This is a genomic window from Alteromonas sp. ABM1_013, assembly GCF_056160505.1.
The window spans coordinates 261,742-283,424 of sequence record NZ_JBSWXH010000004.1 but is presented as its reverse complement, the minus strand read 5'-3'; the positions used below and the strand labels follow the sequence as shown (position 1 = coordinate 283,424).

Below are 21,683 nucleotides of genomic sequence, written 5' to 3'. Positions count from 1 at the left end.
GAACTTACGCATTTAAAGCGGCAGTTGCTCTCACTTATTGTTCATCATAACGACATAGAGGGCGAGTTGAGCTACATTATCAGCCGTTGGCCTGCAGCTTTACTACTTCTGCGCTTTCATCTTCTAATACGCTTTCTGCTGTAGCGCCTTTGAATATTTTGCCGACTTTATCTTTGTTTTTCGCCAGCATGATTGTGAGTTCTTCAATCACGCTATCGTCTAGCTTAATGCCCTTAGCATGAATATAGTCGGCGAGGTTATCTGCTGCATCAAGCATCTTATCGTACTGATCCGCTTCTTTTTTGTCGGTAGTTACCAATTTTTCTACCCCTTTGTGCGTAACAACATACTGTGTGGTAATGGCCATGGTAGGTCCCCTGTTTATTAAAGACACAAAAACTGTACAGTAAAATACTGTATAAATAAACAGTTATCCGAAAATATTCTTGTCATTATCGGTAACATTGCCGCTGATTATACTTTAGTGTAGTTTGGCAGCTTCATGTACGCTTGGATTCAAAGTCCTCGAAAACCGTAAATTAGTAATTTATTTCGGCGTCCGACACACCTGGAACAGTAGAAATGTAGCGTTCGTAAGCGCGCTCTCGAAAAAGGAACTCTAAAGTTATGGTAGTGAGTGAAGCTGTTCAACAAGATATTCAGGCTATCGATGCAATCGAAGCAGTCCCTCATATAATGCAAATATTGGCCAGTAGCTTAGATTTGCGTTTCATCTGTGTTGCGAGAGTCACCGAAGAAGCATGGACAATGTGTGCCGTATTAGATAATGCAGAATTTGGTCTAACGCCTGGCGATCATTTGGAGATTGAAACTACCTTTTGTAGAACCGTAAGAGCCAGCAAAAAACAGATAGTGATTAATCATGCTTCTGCTGATAGTGAATATTGTGATAATCCCATTCCTATTATGTATGGTTTTGAAAGTTATTTCTCCTACCCTATCTACGATGCAAATGGTGACTTTTTTGGAACGCTTTGCGGCCTAGACCCAGAACCTAGAGAGTTACGTAACGAGCTTGTTCACGGGCAAATTAGCGCTTTCGCTAAACTTATATCTAGTCAAATTTTATTAAAAGACCAGATGGAGCGTTCACAGGCTCAGCTAACCGATGCAAGAAATATTGCCCGCCTTCAAGAGCAGTATATTGCTATTTTAGGTCACGATATTCGGACCCCTTTATCTTCCATTCAAATTGGTATCAGCTTTCTTGACGACATAATAAAAGACAGTCAAATAGCCAGTACGGTTCAAGTACCTGTATTCAAAGCTGTATCGAGAATGAAGAATAGTGTGCAGAGGATGACGCGTTTAATTGAAGATGCTATGGACTTTACTTATAGCCGTATGGGCGAGGGGCTACCTGTGAAAATGGCAGAGGCAACCAGTTTAGCGCAACAATTGAATTACACGGCTGAAGAGCTAGCTTCTGCTTACCCTAATTGTACTATCAGAACACATATCGATATTACCGAGCAGTTGGTCTGTGACGAAAAACGGGTGTGTCAGCTTTTATCTAACTTATTGAAAAACGCTCTGGTTCACGGCGACCAAGCGCATCCGGTATATGTGAAAGTCATCACCAACCGAAACGATTTCATTCTCAGCGTGCAAAATAGCGGTACACCAATATCTGATGATGCTAAGGCGCGTCTTTTTCAGCCTTTCTGGCGTAAAGAAAGCAGTGCAAAAAACGACGGGCTAGGGTTGGGGTTATTTATCGCATCAGAAATTGCAAGGGCGCACCAAGGTTCGTTGAGCGTGACTTCTGATTTTAACGGCACAGAATTTACCCTTTGCTTTCCTTTAACCCGTGTTTCTTCTCTTCCATTTGAAAGCGTTTCGCAATAACCGCGAAGCGCGATTGATACAAGCACTGTCAATACGAGCTCTGTCAATAATAGTTAGCGCAAAAATAATCGCCAAAGTTGATTAATGCTTGTGCAACGATGTTTGTGTGCGTATAATGCGCGCCCTTACAGCCATCCCAATTCGTTCCTTGTCTCCATACAGTCGGCTGTACTGTCGAGGCTACAACCGTAAGGAGCTATAATGCGTCATTACGAAATCGTATTTATGGTTCACCCTGATCAGAGTGAACAAGTACCTGGTATGATCGAGCGTTATACTACTATCCTAAAGCAAGACGGTGGTCAGATTCATCGTTTAGAAGATTGGGGCCGTCGTCAACTGGCTTACCCAATTGAAAAGCTGCACAAAGCCCACTACGTACTAATCAATGCTGAAGCGTCTGCAGAAGCTGTTGATGAATTGGAAAATGCTTTCCGTTTCAACGACGTGATCCTACGTAACATGGTTATGCGCACTAAGACTGCTGTGACTGAGCCTTCTCCAATGATGAAAGAAGAGCCTCGTCGTGAGCGTCGTGACGATTCTGCTCCTCGCCAAGATCGCGCGGAAAAGAAAACTGAAACCACTGAAGACAACGCTTAAGGAGATCACCCATGGCTCGTTTTTTCAGACGTCGTAAGTTCTGCCGTTTCACTGCAGAAGGTGTGACTGAGATTGATTACAAAGATATCGCTACTCTTAAGAACTACATCACTGAGAGCGGTAAAATTGTCCCTAGCCGTATTACTGGTACAAGCGCAAAATATCAGCGTCAGCTGTCTTCTGCGATCAAGCGCGCACGTTTCCTTGCGTTGCTTCCGTACACTGATTCACACAAGTAATTTGGCGAATATAAGGGTTAGCTAAGATGAATATCATCCTACTAGATAAAATCGCCAACCTTGGCGGCCTGGGCGACCAAGTGACTGTTAAGTCTGGTTACGCTCGTAACTTCCTTTTCCCACAGGGTAAAGCGGTTCCTGCAACTAAAGACAACGTTGAAAAGTTTGAAGCACGTCGTGCTGAACTTGAAGCGAAAATTGCTGAGCAACTAGCTGCTGCTAACGCACGCGCTGAAAAAGTTGCTGAGCTTGCTGAAGTTACAATCGCAGCTCCTGCTGGTGACGAAGGTAAACTATTTGGCTCTGTTGGTACTCGTGACATCGCTGATGCAATCACTGCAGCTGGCGTTGAAGTACAAAAAGCAGAAGTTAAACTACCTACTGGTACTCTTCGTGAGACTGGTGAGTATGACATCGACTTACAACTTCACTCTGACGTTATCACTTCAATCAAAGTGATCATCATTGCTGAAGCGTAATCGCTGACGTATTTTAAGAAAGCCGCTCCTAGAGCGGCTTTTTTTTGCTCTAAATTTTTGTTCGATACTTAAGAACAATACCAATCCGTATAGATAATTGCCCACCCAGAAGGTGCTGGCAAGTTTAAAATATCCCTACCCTCACTCCACGTCGCGACGCCTAATTAACGGTGGGTGTAAGCAAATATGTCCAGTGCCGACAAATGGCGTATTTTTGAGGTCCACTCATCTGCGATAAATAACGTTTTTTAAACGGTATTTAAACAAAATGTTAATAATCGCTGAAATTCTTAGTGTCATGGCTTTAAACTTTTTCTGTCATTCCTGCGACCTATAGTAAACCAAACAATAAAAAGCATAAGTGCCATCTTATGGACATCACTAAGCAAGCAATAAAAAACGCGACTGGGGTAGGTATCGGAATAACGCTACTGGTATTTTTAGGTCTATATAGCCTGTTTAATTTACCGGTACAGCTATTTCCTGACATCGAACGCCCCAATATTAACATCCAGACCTCTTGGCGCGCTGCGTCGCCCCAAGAGATTGAGTCGGAAATTATTGAGCCTCAAGAGGAAGTGCTGCAGGGAATTCCAGGCCTTGAGTCGATGAATGCATGGGCAAACCAAGGCAACGCGTGGATAAACCTAGAGTTTGGTTTAGATACGGACATGCAGAAAACGCTTATTGAAGTGATTAGCCGCATGAACCGTGTGCCGCCACTACCTCGCGATGCACTATCGCCGAATATTATGCTTGCTGGAAGTGGGGGAGACGCGCCCGCTTTGACCTACTTTTTTCTTCAGCGCCTACCGGGCAATCCAAACGAAATTAATACCTATGTCACCTTTTTTACTGATGTCATTAAACCTCAGCTTGAATCTATCCCGGGTGTTGCAAGAGCGCGTATGGAAAGCGGGGTTGGCGGCGTCGAGGAGTTTCAAATTGTTTTCGACCCGTTTAAAGCGGCGCAGTTAGGCATTGACCTAACGGCAGTCGCTAACGAGTTGGGTCGTGCGAATGATATTTCAGGCGGCTTTGTCGATGTGGGTAGAAGACGCTATACCCTGCGTTTTGAAGGTCGTTACGAGCCTAAGCAAATGGGTGAAATGATCCTTGAATGGCGAGATGGTAGCCCAATTACTCTAAATGACATCGCCGAAATTAAAATCACCCGCGCTGACGGTGCAAACTACAGTGTGCAAAACGGCAATCCGGCTATCTCTATTCGCGTAGACAGACAAAACAACGCCAATGTTCTTGCTACCTTAGAAGCCGTAAAAGCAAAAGTAGCGCAAATAAACGAGCAGGACTTGGCCCCTGAACAGTTGGTGATGGCGCAAAGCTTCGATGCCTCAGTATTTATCTATAGAGCGGTGCAGCTAGTTACCAGCAATTTGTTTATAGGCGTGCTGCTTGCTATTGCCGTGCTTTGGCTCTTTATGCGCCAGCTGCGGGCAACGCTCATTGTGGCATTGGCCATTCCTATCTCACTACTTAGCACTTTTGTGGTGCTTCAGATTACTGGTCGCTCGCTCAATATCATTTCGTTAGCAGGACTCGCCTTTGCGGTAGGTATGGTGCTAGATGCCGCGATTGTCGTGCTGGAAAACATTGTAAGAACGCGCAAGAGCGCCGAAACCGTAGTCGACAATAACAACCCAAATTCACAAACGCACATGGAGGATTGTGCCCATCGGGGAACGAGGGAAGTTTTTGGTGCCCTCATGGCGTCAACAGCCACCACCGTTGCCATTTTTATTCCCGTCATGTTTTTGGAAGATGTTGAAGGGCAATTGTTTGCTGACCTCGCTCTTACCATTGCCATTGCAGTGTGTATGTCGCTAGTGGTTGCGGTAACGGTATTGCCTGTCGTTGCCGCTAGATACCTTAATGGCAACATGCCAGCTGATAGCTTACAGCGGGTATGGGCTAAGATAACCCACGCTATTATGTCGCTATCAAGCACGCCGCTTCGCCGCCTTGTATTAGTCATAACGCTCATGGGCGTGCCTATTACAGGTAGTGTTTTGCTTATGCCTTCCATGGATTATTTGCCGCCCGTAAAACGCGATGCCGTTGACGCCTTCTTAAGTTTGCCTGCAGGTGCCAGTGAAAACTTTATTAGTGAAGAAGTGATGCCAATTATCGTTGAGCGACTGCAGCCCTATATGGACGGAGAAAAGCAGCCAGCGCTTAAGAACTACTACATTATTACGTGGCCAAATGGCGGAAATTTAGGCGTGCGCGCTAAAGATCAGTCTAAGGTCAAAGAGTTAGAAGCCATTGTTCGCGATGAAATTTTAAAGGATTTGCCGGATACTCAAACCTTTTCACAACAAGGCAATTTGTTTGGTGGCTTTGGAAACGGTCGGTCAATCGACATTCATCTACAAGGCACCGATCAGGCCATGCTCGGCATTGCTGCTCAGGCAGGTTTAGACAAATTGAGAGAAGTTTTCCCTAACGCTAATGCGCGTTCGAATCCCCCACTAGAGCAAGCCGAACCCGAGCTACGCTTTTACCCTAATGATAGCCGAATGATGGAAGTCGGGTTAAATCGGGGCAGTATGGGGAACCTAGTACGTGCCATGGGTGATGGTATGTATGTGGGGGAGTATTTCGATGGCACCAAACGCATGAATATTATCTTCCGCTCAGCACCTTGGTTTACACCCGAAGACTTAAATAGCACGCCAGTCATGACGCCGTCAGGAGAGGTGGTGCAATTAGGCGAACTGGTAGGTATTGAAAGAGCGGTAGGACCAAGCCGTATTCAGCGCATTGATGGTCGAAGAACCCTTACGCTAAACGTAAATCCGCCAGAGGGTATGAGTTTAGAAGAAGCCATGAAAGTGATTACCTCTGAGGTTGAGCCCGCCATTATGGCCATGATGCCTATCGATGGCGCTATTAATTATGGAGGGAGCGCGGATAGCTTAAAAGGCGCTATTGCCTCGATGGCTGACAACTTTCTTTTTGCCATGGTGTTACTACTGCTATTAATGGCGGGGCTGTTTAAGTCGTTAAAAGACAGCGTACTGGTAGTACTTTCTATTCCGCTAGCCACGGTGGGCGGGGTGATCGCTATTCGTATCATGAACATGTTTACCTTTCAGCCCATGGACTTGCTGACCATGATTGGCTTCATTATTTTGCTCGGGCTCGTAGTAAACAACGCCATTTTGCTTGTGCATCAGACTCGCCTAGGAGAGCAAAAAGGGCTGACCCGTGACGACGCTGTAGAACAAGCCATCAAACTACGTTTACGACCTATCTTTATGAGCACGCTGACTTCAATCTTTGGCATGCTGCCGCTGCTGTTACTACCTGGTGCAGGCAGCGTTATTTACCGAGGTCTTGCGGCTGTTATTGTGGGAGGAATGACGGTGAGTACCGTATTTACCTTGCTATTACTGCCTACCTTACTGCGTATGACGGCTTCAAAGTCATCTGTAAATATACTCAGACCCTTGGCCGAGCGCATAGAGAGATCTGGCGCTTCGCCGACTACCTCATCCACCGTAAAACAAAACAAATACAACGACCATGTGTAAGGAAAAGACAACCATGAAAGCAATGACTTCTACTCTCGCCCTTAGTTTGTTTGCCTTGCTTACAGGCAGTGTGTCGTTGAGCGTAAAAGCACAGGATAGCAATCAACAACCGCCGGTGCTGGTTCAAATAGATGAAGCCAGAGAGCAAGCGATTTCACAACTAACCTGGGTTCCTGGAACGGTACTAAGCGTTATTGATGCAAACCTGGCTTCAGAGGTAGACGGTCGCATTACTTGGATGGCAGAGGTAGGTGATGTGGTAAAAGCGGGGGAGCCTTTAGTTAAAGTCGACGATACTCGCTTAAGTATTACCCGCAATCAAAATGCCTCAAATATTGCCAGATGGCAGTCGCAGGTTGAACTGTTTACCAAACGTCTTACAAGGTACAAAAACCTTCAGGCCAGTCAAAACACCTCAAGAGGTGAGTTGGAGGAAGTGGAAGCAGACTTAGAGAATGCTAAGCAGGAGTTAGCGCAAGCCAAATTGGATTTAGAATTCACCGAATATCGGATAGCACAAAGCAGTATTCGTGCTCCCTTTACAGCCTTGGTGGTTGAAAGGCTGCAGTCGCCGGGTGAATACACAGGAGTAGGGCAAACCCTACTTCGTGTGGTAAACCCTTATAGCGTTGAAGTTCAGGTACGCGCACCGCTTAACGTATTACCCTATATTGCTAATGGCATGAGCGTAAGTGTTCACAATAACGTGAACCAAGTAGAAGAATCTATTCGCGCCATTGTCCCGGTAGGCAACAGTACATCGCGTATGATGGAGTTACGAATTGCCATCAACCCCGGTGACTTTCCTATAGGCAGTGCAGTACGCGTGGCGTTGCCTAGCAGCGATACTCATGATGGTGTCACCATACCCCGCGACGCTTTGGTACTAAGAAAATCAGGTACTTTTATTTATCAGCTAAATGAAAATAACGAAGCTGAGCAAGTAAAGGTGACAACAGGAGTGGGCATGGGCGATAGAATTGAAGTGTTTGGCGATGTGAACCCGAAGCGCTCGGTTGTGGTGAGAGGAGCTGAACGCCTGCGTGCAGGCCAGAAAGTACGTTACAACAATGAGCGGAAGTCTTTGACGGCGAAAAATTGAGGAAGTGTAACAATTGTAAAAATGCTATCCATTTAGGTAAAACTTAATGAGAATGTTTCTTATTTGTAGTTGTTGATTGTCAAATGGAGTTACCCTTGAAAAAGTTAGTCTTAGCTGGTGCAGTGTGCACACTATCCAGCCCAGTAATATTCGCGCAGTCCTTAGAAAACCAAAACGAAGAAGCCAAGTCTATAGAGCGAGTTGCTGTGGTAGGCGCAGCAACTAACTTAAGCATTACTGCGGAAGATATTGACCAGTTTCAGGCAAATGACTTAGCGGATATTTTTAGAGAGTCGCCGTCGGTCAGCGTTGGCGGTTCAGTGGGTGTAGCACAAAAAATCTTTATTCGCGGGCTAGAAGACGCGTACTTGAATGTAACCGTAGATGGCGCGCAGCAAACCTCAACGCTGTTTCACCACATTGGTCGCGTTACTTTAGACCCTGATCTTTTAAAGCAAATTGATGTGCAGGCTGGTGCCGGTGAAGCAACCAGCGGCCCAGGTGCTATAGGCGGTTCAATTCGCTTCAAGACCAAAGATGCACAGGATTTATTAAAAGAAGACGAACAATTTGGTGGTCGAGTAAAAGCGAGTTATTTCTCAAACGATGGTACCCGATATAGTGGTAGCCTTTATGGAAAGCTAAGCGACACTTGGGGCTTACTAGGTTATTACAGCACGGTTGACAGAGATAACTTTGAAGACGGTGACGGCAATGAAGTACTAGGTACTGTCGCAGATCAAGATCTCATGTTTTTTAAAGCCAGTGGCTACATTGCGGATAATCAATACCTTTCAATAAGCGCAGAGCAGCGCGATGAAGAAGGTGAGTTTTCGGCAAGACCTAACTGGGTAGTACTAGAAGGTGCCCCGCTTTATCCTAGCGAAGCAGAGCGTGATACCTATGTTGCGAACTACCGCTTTGACCACAGTGCGATGGTGTTTTTAGAAGCTACAGCATATCAAACTTCATCGTCATTCCGTGGCGGTCGCTTTGACTTCTTATCTGATATCGATACCTATGGGTTTGATATTAGAAATACGAGCGACGTTACTAACCACGTATTTACCTATGGTATCGATTATCGCAAAGACGAAGTAGAGAGTGGCCCAGGAACAGGCCCTGTTCAAAATGCAGAAGAAGGTAGCGTACTAGGTATCTATGCTCAGGCTCATAGCAATATTACGCCAGAGTTGTTGCTAAGTTATGGCGTACGTTATGACAATTTTGACTTCCAGCAAGAAATTCTTATTGATGACTATTACGGCACACCCGTTACCGATGAGCCATCTGGACTAGACGACAATGAACTTAGTTTTAACGTGGGTCTTGAATATCAGCTTACCGAAGCTTGGACCCTTGGTCTTGGCTACGCAGAAGCGGCTCGCGGCAAGCAAATTGGTGATGGCTTCACCCTAGATGAGTACTTATACGATGGCGAAGACGTTCCTGTTGTTGCTAGCGACGTTGTGCCTGAAACTGTTACCAATATCGAAGCGTCAATTGAATACAGTGCCAATAATCTAAACGCGCGTCTTAGCGCTTATGAATCTACCATTGATGATGTGCTATTTAGCGGTTATCAAGGTAACTCGGTATTTAATAATATCGGCGACCTAGAATCATCTGGCGTAGAGTTTAACCTTGCGTACCGTTGGGATTCTGTTGACCTGTACTTTGGGTTTTCAAGCGTAGACGTTGAGTTGATGCCTCGTGAAGATCTGTACAGCGTACCGTATAACAGCATCGATATTAACGGGTACGAGTTTGTGGGCTTAGGTAATAGCCGCGGCGATACCTGGGTGCTTGGTGCAGATTATACTGTTACGGGTGACATCAGCATTGGCTTCAACATTACTATGGTTGATGATATCAATATAGATACCCTTCATCAGGCCCTAGAAAATGGCTGGACTGATTCGCTTTATTCACTTAACAAAGCAGACTACACCCTAGTGGATATTTATGGCGAATGGGAAGTAACGAATGATCTTAGCGTCAACCTTGCTGTTACTAACCTGTTTGATGAAGCCTATATCGACCATTCAAGTGTGGGTGATTACAGCGAAGTATTCCCAAGCGTTGTTGGTCCGCAAGAAGCTGGGCGAGATATCCGTTTATCAGTGACTTACGATTTCTAAGTAACGCTATTAAATGAACTTTTCCACGTTTAAAAGGTGGGTCTTTTGGGCCCACCTATTTGCTGGCTTGTTGGCCAGCATTGTCGTTTTTATCATGGCTTTTACTGGGGTATTGCTAACTTACGAGCGCCAGTTTAAAGAACTAAGTGAAATGGCTTATGCGCAAACCATTGATATTGAAAAGCCGGTGATCTCGACTGACCAAGTTGTATCAATACTTCGCGAAAAGCACCCTGACGAAGCGCATATCTTCGTTCGATGGGTAAATAGCGAAGGAGCGGCCATTCCGGCGTGGGCGGGCGAGCATAGTTATCTTATTCACCCCTATACCGGAGACATATTAAGAGAGGGAGAAGGGGTTGTTGAAGAAGTATTTCATTTCATCACTGACCTCCATCGATACCTCTTAATGGAAGGCGATTACAAATTAATTGGCAAAACCATAACGGCTTATAGCAATCTTATTTTTATTTTTTTGCTGTTATCGGGTGTCATCATTTGGTTGCCAAAACACATATCGAAAAAGTCCTTAAAGCAGCAAATGTGGCTGCGACAAAAATACACAAACAAACAACATCGACGCCGACATTGGCATTTTGTTTTTGGTATGTGGTCACTGCCTTTTTTACTTGTGATTGGAACGACGGCTACGCTGTTTTATTTTGAATGGGCTAACAAGGCACTGTATGGCATGTATGGTGAACAAGTTCCTGCACGCGAAAAGAAGGCAATGCCCGAAACGCTAGACGCCGACGTTGTCAGTTACCACATGTTATTTAATAAAGCACAGCAACACGCCAATGAGCATGGCTATCAGGATTGGTACTCCATGTGGATGGAAATTGGTAAAAGTAAGGGTGTTGCACGATTTTATATTGATAAGAGTATCGGGCACCGTCAAGAGCTAGCATATTCTCTGTATTTCGACACAGGTACTGGTGAAATCGCTAAAGTTCTACACAAAACAGATTGGCCAAAAGGAAGTCAGGCTTGGGGCACTTCTCGATTTCTACATACCGGAGAATACTTCGGCTTTGCAGGCCAGACTATAGCAGGACTGGTTAGCTTGCTTTGCTGTATCTTAGTTTATACTGGCACACTACTTGGTATGAAAAGGCTTCTCAATTTGCGAAAGCCGCATCAGAAAACTTAGGCAGGGTGATGGTGACCATCAGTCCTGTCTGCTTTGTTGCGCCATTTAGATAAGAGTTATTGCTTTGCTCATCTCCTTTGTTGACGCGATTGCACGCAGATATGTCACCGCCTACAGCGGCAATTTGGCGTTTCGCCAACGCAAGCCCAAGGCCAAACCCAGAGCGCTTTGCAGCATGAACATAGTTTTTCGTTGCACGCGCCTTGTCTACCCTGAAAAAAGGTTCAAATATGGCGTCAAGCATTGATTCAGGGACACCAGTGCCTTCGTCTGTAACAGTGATAACGTAGTTATTGTTATCGCTGACCAAGGTCACGCTTACTTTGCTTTGTTGCGGGGTATGGCGCAAAGCATTGCGGACAATATTCTCTAATGCCTGCCCCAAAGCAAGCTGACTGCTTTTTTCTATACTCGCACATTCCGGCGTGCTTACGCATAAGGTTCTATCAGGGTATTCAAAGCGGGCATCTTCACAAATAACATTAATGAGCTCTACCAAGTCAAAGTCATCGCTATTTAATTGTGGAGATTCTGTATTTAGCCATGCAAAAGTTAGGGTATCTTCAACAAGCTCTCTCATCGTACTTGCTTCATAGCGCAGGCGTGAAAGGGCTTGTTCACGATTAATGTCTTGCTCTACAAAGTCTATCGCCATATCAATGCGGGCAAGAGGCGTGCGAAGCTCGTGAGAAAGGTCTGCAAGCAAACTTCTTTGGTTATAAATGAGACTGCTTGTTCTCTGCGCCATTTTATCGAAGGTTTGAGCAAGTGTAGTCAGTTCATCATTTCGCTCGGGCATCGTAGCCATTGCCCGAGCTTCTAAGTTACCGTTAGCAAAGTCTTTTGTTGCCCTTTCTAGCTGCTTAAGCGGTGTCATAACATGTCGATAAAGCATAAAACTCAATAGACTTAGTATGACTAAAGGTAATGCAATTTGTAATGATAGACGGGTGGCGAGTAATAACGAGCCTGGGCGCATCCGCTGTGGAAGCTGAATCAAAAAGTGCGTGTTGTTGTCTACAAAAGGCACTTCCATTACAGGGTTTTCAGAGAAATACAAATGTATTTTCCATTCAGGGCTCCGCCCAATTTGAAACCTATCAGCAAACTCATCTAACATCTTGGTATCAGCGAATGTTGTCATTTCAGAGTTAAGCACAGCAAGCCAGGTGTTCTCTTTCGTCCTTATCTCTTTTAAGAAAACGGCTAGCGCTTCTTCTCCCTTTTCCAGATAGATTTTTTCGGCTTCCTTCCCGTAGGCGTAAAGGGTTTCTTGATGAGTCTTATCTAGAAAGCTCATGCTAGTTTCGGTGTGATTAGTAAGCCAAGCAATGGCCCAAAATAGCAAAACAGTGCCAACCGCGATGAATGCACATAGCCGCCAAAGCAATTTATTTTTCACGAAAAGCGGTATCCTTGTCCATGAACCGTGGCAAGGCGCTCAGGGGGCATACCCGTTTCAACTAACTTTTTGCGTACTCTAGAAAGGTGCATATCTAGGCTTCGGTCATATCGAGAAAAGGGTTTATTGAGCACACTGTGGTAAAGAAATGCTTTGCTCAAGGTTTCGCCCTTGTTTTCTACAAGCATCCATAGAAGCTTAAATTGTATGGGGGTGAATTCGAGCAATTTAGCGTGATACTTAGTTACTTGTTGAATGCGATTTAGGTAAAGCACATCAACTAATATTTCTGACTTTTGCGTACCCGAACTATTCATCGCTTTGCTACGCCTTAGTATTGCGTCGATGCGAAGCATCATTTCTGTAAAATTGAAGGGCTTAGGTAAGTAGTCATCTGCGCCTTTGCGGTAGCCTTCAATTCGCTCTTGCTCGGCACCAGATGCCGTAATCATCATTACAGGTGTTTGTTTAATTTGCCTGAGTTGATGCAGCAATGAGAGACCATTTAACGACGGAAGGCGAATGTCGAGTAACACAAGATCAAAGTTTTCCTCGAGCGCAGCGTGCAATCCGGCATGACCATCGTTTTCATGGCGAGTGTCAAATCCTCGAGCCTGTAGTAGCTGAGTAATTTGTTCACTTAACGTGGCGTCATCTTCAATAATGAGTATTCGGGTTTTACACATAACGGCTTAAGAAATAAATTTTAGTTTATATTATTAATAATAATTATCATTTGCAACTTCTCGGTTTTGCTCTATTCAACTTTTTATCTTGTTACAAATTTACTGTTAAGCGATTGTTTTCTTGTCTTACAATGGTGGCTATCGTGATGCTGTGTTCTAGCGCAAGCTTTTCAAAAGCGGCTTTCTTATAAGGGAGTTAATGGAATATAGATATAGCGACAGATTTAAGCCTTTATCTGCAAGAATTGAATTACAAGGACGGAATACTAAAAATGATGAGCTGTTTAGATAAGCTAACAAAGCAGAGGACGTTTTTAGCGACTGTTGCAGCCACTGTTTTAATTTCAATTATTGTGACAGGGTGCGCAATGCCGAATAAGGTTACTCAGGTTGATAGTGACGAAGCGGTAATTAAGTACTCAGATACACCGGGCTTCGAGGATAGATTTAGCAATATTTACGGCCGTTTTAAGACTTACCCCGTCACCTGTACTGATGATTGCTATCCAGCGTCTACAGATATTGAATGTGAAAGTGACATGCAAAATTGTCAGTTTGTTGGCAACAACCCGCCAGTGAACTTACACACCGGCTTTAATGTCACATGGTTAGGGCACGCAAGTTTTTTACTAAACACCGCAAGTGGTGAGCAAATACTTATTGACCCTGTGTTTGGGCAGTTTGATTGGCCCGTTAATTGGGCTTTTCGACTGGCAGAAGGGTTCAGCCGCAACGAACCCGCTAAGGTAGATGAAGACAAACTCGCTCAAACCGGTGCAGTGGTCTATTCCCATATTCATTACGATCATTTTAATAAAGCCGATATTGCCAATTTAGGCACAAAGCCCGAATACCTTGTCCCTTTAGGTTTCGCAGCGCATTTTCCTGCCAAAGGCTATACCATTAACGAGATGGCGTGGTATACGAGTAAACAAATTGGCGAAACTACAATACATTTTGTGCCGGCTCATCACTTCAGTAACCGAATTTGGGTGCCGTATTTATATGAGGACGACAATGCAACATTATGGGGCGGCTGGGTCTTTGAACATGAAGGTAACACCTTATTTTTTGCGGGGGATACAGGGTACTCACCTCACTTCAAAGATATTAAAGCTCGCTTTGGTGATATTGATGTTTGCCTGTTACCCATAGCGTCTTATTTCAGCGAAACCTCACCTAAATGGTATCGCAAGGTACATACTACGCCAGAAGATGCCATTATTGCGGCCCAAGACCTAGGCTGTAGAGTCGTAGTGCCTTGGGGCTTTGGAAACGCCACATGGATGATGGGCGACAAAACCTCACATTCTGCGCTGTTTCGACTGATGAAAATGAAAAAGCAGCTCAATCCTTCAATGCCATGGATTATTTTGAATGAAGGTGAGAAAGTGTCTTTTTAATAGCTATCTGTTATACAGGTATTATTACTAATAGACTTGCCCAAGTTTACTATTGTGGTTATTCTTTAATCAAATAAGAACTGGTTTTATTTTCAAGGATTGAAGGTGTCTGGATTAAGAAGTAGTGCTTTTATTACTTTATCTATTGTACTTTGCAGTTATCTCGGAATTTGGACATATCTGATAAACGAGCGGCCTGCTCAACTCTCAGCGCCTTATAAAAGCTGCATAGACAACTGCAGGGTTAATATGGAGTACCTGCTTTCTAATTCCGAGAATTATCAGTACGCTTCAATGCATAACGCACTCAATCAAATTTTCGAGCCGTACGCTAAAGAAGAGGTGGGCTATTACATTTCCTGTAACTCAAAACGCTGTGCACTTTGGGTTTATGTAAATACGCCATCAAAATTGCCTCCCATACTTCGCCGCCTAGAAAATGAAGTTTCTCCGTTTTTTTACAATGAATTACCTCTTTTTCAAGACGGAGATGGCAAGGCTATCTACTCAAACTATTCTATTTATCCGCAACTCTATCCGCAATCTTTTGGCATTTTCCGCGCCACTCATCATCAAGCGGTTTTAGCTTAGCTAGCTTTTGAGCCAATGCTTTGTCGGCTTTCGTATGGGCACACTGCATTAAGGTGTGGACATTGACGGTATCGTCCTCACGGTGCAGTAGTGTTACTTCGTCGCCAACGTTTATGGTACCGGTTTTAATCACCCGGTAATACCAGCCAGTAATGCCTCGCTCTCCAACAAATCTATCTAAGTTGGGAATGCCAAAGCGTTGAGATATTTTATTGCAAGGGGCACGCGGTGCGCTTACTTGCAGCTCTACATCGCCGAACTTCCAGATATCTCCGATATAAACGGTGGCATCGTCCATGCCCTCTACACTGATGTTTTCGCCAATACTGCCTAGCGAAAATTCGCCTTCAGGAAAGTGCTTTCTTAACGTCAGGTAGTTGGTCGGATTGAACTGATGTAGCACTTTTTCCGGTCCACCGTGAAGGCGTTTGTTGACCTGCTCGTCTTCATCGGTTCTGTCCGTATGTACCGTTAACTTTTCGACGGAGGTTTTAACAATGCTACTTGGTGCCCCACGAGGCCCAAGTGGCTGAGGTTTTCCAGCAAACAAAGCGTTAACAGTAAAGGTGGCAGACATGGCAACTCCAAAAAATATTTTTGTGTATTTAAACCTTTCTACTATAGGGTACGACTAACCTTATAACACTAACAAGTGCTAATGCTAATCAGCATCACAAATAACAAAGAGAAAAAAATGGAACACACACAACAACGTGTTGTACACGCCAATGTGGTGTTTGGTAACAAAGGCGAACACGAGCTTATATGTAAGGCGAAAGAGGGCGACAAACAAGCGTTTAGAGCTCTTTACGACGAATATGTTGGCCGAGTCTACGCACTGTGTTATCGGCTTACTGGTGAAAAAGGAATGGCCGAAGATGCGTCTCAGGAAGTCTTTATTCAGCTGTGGAAAAAGCTCGATAATTTCGACGGGCAAAGCCAGTTTTCTACGTGGCTACATAGCGTAACGGCAAACATTACCATTTCCTACATGCGCAAGCAGAAAGGCTGGGTACAGCGTATGTTTAACTTGGAAAATAGCGGCATTAATGAGATGCCGGCTCAAGAGAATAGCACCGATGTGGATTTAGAAGCATTGATTATTCGCCTACCAGAGCGTGCCAGAATGGTTTTTGTACTCCATGCACTTGAAGGATACCGCCACGAAGATATTGCCAACATGTTGAACATGGCTGTGGGCTCAAGCAAAGCGCAATTTTTTCGTGCTAAGCAATTATTGAAAGATTTTATGGGAGTCGATGATGAGTGATTTTGATGACAAGCTTGCTCAGCATGTGTCTGGGTTATCGAAAGAGAAATATCCAGAACGGGATCTATGGCGTGGAATTGAGCTAGGGATAGCGTCTCAACAGAGCGATGCTTCAAATGAAGAGAGCTCACGTTCTACGGTAACTTCAAGACAATGGATGGCTATAGCTGCCAGTGTTTGTTTGGTCACTGTCTTGTGGTTTGCTGCTCCCTTTGCGTTCAAAAGCGATGAAAATCGAAGCAGTGGATACGCGTTAATTGACGCAATGAGCAGCCAACAGCAGCAGCAGGTTAGCAGCCTACTAGCAAGTTATGAAAGTACACCTGCGCTAACCCAAGACTGGCAGGAACAGCTGAAAGAATTAGATGATGCCGCGGATGTTATTAAAGCGGCGTTAAAAGACGATCCAGACAACTCAGCATTAATAAAAATGCTGCATCACGTATATCAACAGCAAATTGCCTTAATTGAGCGAGTGCACGCGCCAAAGTGGCAGCAAATTTAATAAGGGCTTCAAAATGAATATTAATATGAAAAACACAATATCGGATAAGTTAACGCACACGTTCAGCACATCTAACGGGGTTAAAGCTGTGCTAACTACGGCATTACTAAGCATCGCGACTGCCGCCTTTGCGGGCGAAAAAGTTGATAAAACCATCGATACCTCATCCTCTCCTAAAATTGATATTGAACATATTGATGGAAAGGCTGATATCCGAGTGTGGGATAAAGCTCAGGTTCGGGTAACAGGAGAGCTTGGTGATCAAACCGAAGAATTTATTTTCGAAAAGCGCGGCGATGTTGTTGTTATTCACGTAGAGGTGGAGCACCACTCAAAGAGTTGGTATCAGAAGAGTCGAGATGGTGATGACCTAACTATTTACGTGCCATCGGCAAGCGATCTTCATTACACCGCAGTCAACGCAGACGTTAAAGCTGAAGGAATAACAAAAGCGGTAGATGTAGAGGTCGTTAACGGCAATGTGACGCTGGAAAACATTGGCGAGCGCGTAGAGGTTGAATCTGTGAATGGCGATATTTTATTAAAGAACGTTAAAGGCAGGTTAGAAGCAGGCACGGTTAACGGTGATATAGAAGCTACTCACGAAGGCAGCACGCCTGTAAGTTTTACGGCGGTAAATGGAAAGCTCGATATAGCATCAAGCAGCCCTGACTTGTCAATTGAGACAGTGAATGGACGTATTGATCTATCGTTGCAAAATATTGATAGCTTGCAGATAAATACAGTTAACGGTCGTACTTTTGCTAAGTTGGGGCTGAATGCGAATGGCAGTATTAAAGCTAATTCGGTTGGTGGTGCGATGGAATTTATTTTTCAAGATGATGTATCAGCCCAGTTTGATATAGAGACACATGCAGGTGGAAATATTGTGAATAATATTAGCGGCGAAAAAGCACAAAAGCCCAAGTATGGGCCTGGAAGCTGGTTGCGCTTTATACACAATGGCGGTGCTGCGAGCGTCGATATTTCAACGGTACACGGGCGTATAGAAATAGATCGAAAATGAATAAGCTATAGTAAGCTTGATAGGGACTTTAGCTTGAAAAAAGTAATTTAGACCACATTTATTAATCAGAGTATGTGGTAGTGATAAAAAAGCTGCGTATAAACGCAGCTTTTTTTGTTTAGTCGCTAAATGTTGATATTTGGACGCTTAGTTAGAACTATAGGGAAAGTTTAAAGCTCTATACTCAACTGGCTTCAAGTGAACTTTTCATATGGCTTTTACGTTAAACTACCTGATTTTAATAAATTTTATGTGCGGAGAGTAAATTGAGTATTATTGGACACGTCAAAAGGTTTTGGCGATTTCATAGCCTAATTATCGGTGCGTTTGGGATATGTGCGCTAACCTTAGGTTGTGCTGTTCAAGAGCCCGCTTATTACGAAGGAACCTGGGTTGTTACTAAAGCTTACAACGTAGGCATTACCGCTCACTCAACAGCTGAATCAGAGCAGTTTCTTGGGCGCTCTGTAACCTACGAGAAAGATACGGCGAAACTTGATCAAACCTTTTGCGAGTCGCCTGTGTATACATCCGAAGAGATGAGTGGTAGTGACTTTTACGCTATTTTTGGCACGTCTCCGTCTTCACTAGACTTCAGTGATGACACAATCACCCAAGTGAGTTTGGCTTGTTCAGATAACGGCGCCACTATAGGGTCGACACTAATTTTTCAAGAAAATATCAACACTTATACCTTGGTAGATGGCACTTTTTTGAAGCTAGAAAAAACGCTTTAGCCTAAGCTGCCTTTTTAGGCTATCGTGATAAAAGACCTGCTTCCTTTGTTGAGAGATGTGCGTTAAAAGCGCATAATATCCAACTGACTTTTGTGCATTGGAATAGGCTTTACTTGTGGCGTCTGCGTCTAACAACGATAAAAATGTTGATAAATTGAAGGTTCCCCCTCATAGCATTGAGGCCGAGCAGTCTGTTTTAGGCAGCATGCTTATCGACCCTGAAAGCTGGGATAAGGTCGCGGAACTCGTTACCGATAACGACTTTTACAATCGTTCACATCAAATAATCTTCCGTGCTATCACACGATTGCTCAATAGCAGTCAGCCGATAGATCTTATTACCGTATCAGAAGAGCTTGAAAAGCACGATGAACTGGAAGATGCGGGTGGTTTTGCTTATCTCGGCGAGCTAGCAAAAAACACCCCAAGTTCTGCAAACGTTGTCTCTTATGCGCAAATTATTAGCGAGCGTGCTATTACCCGTGAACTTATCGGTGTCGCACACGAAATTGCTGAAGTAGGCTATAACCCTGAAGGCCGTGACAGCGCAGATATCCTCGACCTTGCTGAAAGTAAAGTTTTCGAAATAGCAGAGCGAAGAACCGGTGAAAACGAAGGCCCTCGCGATGTCGAGTCTATCTTAGGTAAGACCATCGACCGTCTTGAAGAGTTGGTAAAAACCAATAAAGAAGTAACGGGTGTTACAACGGGCTTTACCGATCTAGATAAAATGACCAGCGGTATGCAGCCGTCGGACCTTATCATTGTTGCGGCGCGTCCATCAATGGGTAAAACCACTTTTGCCATGAACTTGATTGAAAACGCCATGATGGCAGAAGAAAAGCCAGTACTGGTTTTCAGTCTTGAGATGCCGTCTGAACAAATCATGATGCGTATGTTGGCATCGTTAAGTCGCGTAGACCAAACTAAAATCCGTACTGCACAGCTAGATGATGAGGACTGGGCACGTATATCCAACACCATGGCTATGCTCAAAGACAAAGACAGCTTATTTGTTGATGACTCTTCCGGTCTAACACCAATGGACGTGCGAAGCCGAGCCCGTAAGCTTGCACGGGAGCGCGGCGGGATTAGCCTTATCATGGTGGATTACCTTCAGCTAATGCGTGTACCTTCGCTAAGCGATAACCGTACATTAGAAATTGCCGAAATATCACGGTCATTGAAAGCGCTGGCTAAAGAACTGGAAGTGCCCGTAGTCGCACTATCGCAGCTTAACCGTACGCTAGAACAACGTGCCGATAAACGCCCAGTTAACTCTGACCTTCGTGAATCTGGTTCAATCGAGCAGGATGCCGACCTTATCATGTTTATCTATCGTGATGAGGTTTATCACGAAAACAGTGAATATAAAGGCATTGCTGAGATCATTATTGGTAAACAACGTAACGGTCCGATCGGTACCTGTCGACTTACCTTCCAAGGCCAGTTTTCTCGTTTTGATAACTACGCAGGCCCTGCCATCGCAGATGAGTATTAACGCCCTATCTTTGGTCGAGTTAATTGTCTAACTAATTTCCAAGCTGTGGTTGAATAGCGTGCTGCATTCGTTTCTGCAAAACGCTATTTAGGACGGGTCAATTGATACAAAAAAGGCGCCTTTCGGCGCCTTCTTCAATTCATATAGTATGAATTACTTTTCTTCAGCTACTTTCACTGTGTCTTTAACTGTCACTGAAATGCGACGGTTAACACGGTGTGCTTCAGCATTCTTACCATTGTCTAGAAGCTGAGTTTCGCCGTAACCGATAGTCTCTAGGCGAGAGCTGTCGATACCGTACATGTCTACCATTACTTCTTTGAAGTTAGCAGCACGACGCTTAGAAAGGTCCATGTTGTACGCTTCAGAACCTGGTGCAGAAGTGTGACCTTCTACTACTGCAGTTGTTGAAGGATACTGCTTCATGAACTCAGCAAATTCAGAGATTTCTGGATCTTTAGGCATTTTAACAACAGCGCTTTCGTTGTCGAATAGAACGCGTAGTGTGATTTCTACTGTCTCTTCGTCAAATACTGTACAACCTTTAGCGTCTACTTTTACGCCAGCTGGTGTATCAGGGCACATGTCTTTGCTGTCTACAACGCCATCGTTGTCAGCATCTTTAAGCGCACAACCTTTAGCATCTACTTTAGTGCCAGCTGGAGTGTTAGGACACTGGTCAACACTGTTTAGAACGCCGTCGTTGTCGTTATCAACGCTACAGCCAGTCGCATCAACGCGAACGCCAGCTGGAGTCATTGGACACTGATCTTTGCCATCTACAACGCCATCGTTGTCGCTGTCTTTAGGTGCAGAAGGAGTTGCTTTACCAAATGGAATCGCAAGACCGACTTTTACACTGAAGTCGTTATAGCTTTCACCAAAATCATGATATGTAGCAATTTCTGTAATTAAGCGAGCTGTTTCACCCACTTTCCAGTGTTTACCAATACCAATGTTACCAAGTGTTGTAGAGTCACCAACTGATTGGCGCTTAACACCACCAAAAACAAACCATGCGTCATCCGGCATGAAGTATAGCGCGTCAACACCAGTCATTTCGCCACTGTCGTCGCCGCCGTCACGGAAATCTACAGACAATTTCGTGAATTCTACACGGGCAGCCCAGCTTTGGGTGAAACGGAAACCGTATTCGAACGTTGCACCTAAACCGTCGTCGTATACTTCACCTTCGGTAAGAGAAAGAGGGCGCGACTCGTCAGTATTGTAGTGCATGCCCGAGATACCAAACCAGCTTTTGTACTCTGGCTCAGAAGAGTCTTGAGCAAATGCACTGGTAGATGAAAGTACAGCTAGAGATAGCGCTGCCATTTTAAAGTGTTGTTTCATAGTCACATCCTGTTTAACGTTGAGTGATTATCGATTTTAGATAATTTTGTGTTGTGCTTAGCGAAATA

19 protein-coding genes are annotated in these 21,683 nt (G+C 44.4%); 14 read left to right on the top strand and 5 right to left on the bottom strand.

The genetic code is table 11. From position 1 onward, the window contains the following. Positions 1–79 precede the first annotated feature (79 nt). A complete protein-coding gene (locus tag ACXAGK_RS13160) occupies positions 80–367 on the bottom strand; it encodes a YebG family protein (protein WP_474804007.1) in 288 nt (95 codons plus the stop codon). 266 nt (positions 368–633) lie between these two features. Between ACXAGK_RS13160 and ACXAGK_RS13155 the strand changes: the two genes are divergently transcribed. The 8 genes from ACXAGK_RS13155 to ACXAGK_RS13120 all read left to right on the top strand — a co-directional run bounded on the left by ACXAGK_RS13155 (position 634) and on the right by ACXAGK_RS13120 (position 11,143). Further along, a complete protein-coding gene (locus tag ACXAGK_RS13155; RefSeq protein ID WP_474856781.1) occupies positions 634–1,869 on the top strand; it encodes a GAF domain-containing sensor histidine kinase in 1,236 nt (411 codons plus the stop codon). Positions 1,870–2,070: 201 nt separating this feature from the next. Next, positions 2,071–2,472 (top strand): 30S ribosomal protein S6, encoded by a 402-nt coding sequence (gene rpsF, locus ACXAGK_RS13150; RefSeq protein WP_014951120.1) that lies wholly within the window; start codon positions 2,071–2,073, stop codon positions 2,470–2,472. Positions 2,473–2,483: 11 nt separating this feature from the next. Then, positions 2,484–2,711 carry a 30S ribosomal protein S18 gene (rpsR, locus tag ACXAGK_RS13145; protein WP_012519954.1) on the top strand — a complete coding sequence of 76 codons (228 nt, stop codon included), beginning with the start codon at positions 2,484–2,486 and terminating at the stop codon, positions 2,709–2,711. Positions 2,712–2,737: 26 nt separating this feature from the next. After that, positions 2,738–3,190 carry a 50S ribosomal protein L9 gene (gene rplI / locus ACXAGK_RS13140; protein ID WP_012519953.1) on the top strand — a complete coding sequence of 151 codons (453 nt, stop codon included), beginning with the start codon at positions 2,738–2,740 and terminating at the stop codon, positions 3,188–3,190. A 371-nt stretch (positions 3,191–3,561) separates the two neighbouring features. Next, positions 3,562–6,747 carry an efflux RND transporter permease subunit gene (locus tag ACXAGK_RS13135; RefSeq protein WP_474856568.1) on the top strand — a complete coding sequence of 1,062 codons (3,186 nt, stop codon included), beginning with the start codon at positions 3,562–3,564 and terminating at the stop codon, positions 6,745–6,747. Between the two features lie 13 nt (positions 6,748–6,760). Continuing rightward, the gene (locus ACXAGK_RS13130) at positions 6,761–7,849 is read left to right on the top strand and encodes an efflux RND transporter periplasmic adaptor subunit (RefSeq protein WP_474856567.1); all 1,089 of its coding nucleotides are present in this window, start codon (positions 6,761–6,763) and stop codon (positions 7,847–7,849) included. 95 nt (positions 7,850–7,944) lie between these two features. After that, entirely contained in the window at positions 7,945–9,990 is a 2,046-nt protein-coding gene (locus tag ACXAGK_RS13125) for a TonB-dependent receptor (RefSeq protein WP_474856566.1), read from the top strand. Between the two features lie 13 nt (positions 9,991–10,003). Next, entirely contained in the window at positions 10,004–11,143 is a 1,140-nt protein-coding gene (locus ACXAGK_RS13120) for a PepSY-associated TM helix domain-containing protein (protein ID WP_474856565.1), read from the top strand. Here ACXAGK_RS13120 and ACXAGK_RS13115 read toward each other — a convergent pair. Next, positions 11,112–12,545: a sensor histidine kinase gene (locus ACXAGK_RS13115; protein ID WP_474856564.1), complete on the bottom strand. Its 1,434-nt coding sequence runs from the start codon at positions 12,543–12,545 to the stop codon at positions 11,112–11,114. The two genes, ACXAGK_RS13120 and ACXAGK_RS13115, sit on opposite strands and share 32 nt — an antisense overlap. Next, positions 12,542–13,231: a response regulator transcription factor gene (locus ACXAGK_RS13110; protein WP_269918471.1), complete on the bottom strand. Its 690-nt coding sequence runs from the start codon at positions 13,229–13,231 to the stop codon at positions 12,542–12,544. Before ACXAGK_RS13110 ends, ACXAGK_RS13115 begins: the two co-directional genes overlap by 4 nt. 272 nt (positions 13,232–13,503) lie before the next feature. Between ACXAGK_RS13110 and ACXAGK_RS13105 the strand changes: the two genes are divergently transcribed. After that, positions 13,504–14,634: an MBL fold metallo-hydrolase gene (locus ACXAGK_RS13105; protein ID WP_474856563.1), complete on the top strand. Its 1,131-nt coding sequence runs from the start codon at positions 13,504–13,506 to the stop codon at positions 14,632–14,634. A 517-nt stretch (positions 14,635–15,151) separates the two neighbouring features. On the opposite strand, the gene ACXAGK_RS13100 is transcribed toward ACXAGK_RS13105, so the two are convergent. Then, positions 15,152–15,802 carry an MOSC domain-containing protein gene (locus ACXAGK_RS13100; protein WP_474856562.1) on the bottom strand — a complete coding sequence of 217 codons (651 nt, stop codon included), beginning with the start codon at positions 15,800–15,802 and terminating at the stop codon, positions 15,152–15,154. Between the two features lie 117 nt (positions 15,803–15,919). Here ACXAGK_RS13100 and ACXAGK_RS13095 point away from each other — a divergent pair, with 117 nt between their 5' ends. The 5 genes from ACXAGK_RS13095 (at position 15,920) to dnaB (ending at position 20,265) form a co-directional block, all read left to right on the top strand. Continuing rightward, positions 15,920–16,495: an RNA polymerase sigma factor gene (locus ACXAGK_RS13095; RefSeq protein WP_474856561.1), complete on the top strand. Its 576-nt coding sequence runs from the start codon at positions 15,920–15,922 to the stop codon at positions 16,493–16,495. Next, positions 16,488–17,000: a hypothetical protein gene (locus ACXAGK_RS13090; protein WP_474856560.1), complete on the top strand. Its 513-nt coding sequence runs from the start codon at positions 16,488–16,490 to the stop codon at positions 16,998–17,000. The genes ACXAGK_RS13095 and ACXAGK_RS13090 overlap by 8 nt, the downstream gene beginning before the upstream one ends. Positions 17,001–17,013: 13 nt before the next feature. Beyond that, on the top strand, positions 17,014–18,027 hold the full coding sequence (locus ACXAGK_RS13085; RefSeq protein ID WP_474856559.1) for a DUF4097 family beta strand repeat-containing protein: 1,014 nt from the start codon (positions 17,014–17,016) through the stop codon (positions 18,025–18,027). Between the two features lie 266 nt (positions 18,028–18,293). Beyond that, entirely contained in the window at positions 18,294–18,764 is a 471-nt protein-coding gene (locus tag ACXAGK_RS13080) for a hypothetical protein (RefSeq protein ID WP_474804042.1), read from the top strand. Positions 18,765–18,879: 115 nt separating this feature from the next. After that, positions 18,880–20,265: a replicative DNA helicase gene (gene dnaB, locus ACXAGK_RS13075; RefSeq protein WP_179984856.1), complete on the top strand. Its 1,386-nt coding sequence runs from the start codon at positions 18,880–18,882 to the stop codon at positions 20,263–20,265. Between the two features lie 153 nt (positions 20,266–20,418). Here the strand turns inward: dnaB and ACXAGK_RS13070 are convergent, their stop codons facing one another. Continuing rightward, complete coding sequence (locus tag ACXAGK_RS13070; RefSeq protein WP_474856558.1) at positions 20,419–21,615, bottom strand: OmpA family protein; 1,197 nt, start codon at positions 21,613–21,615, stop codon at positions 20,419–20,421. Positions 21,616–21,683 lie beyond the last annotated feature (68 nt).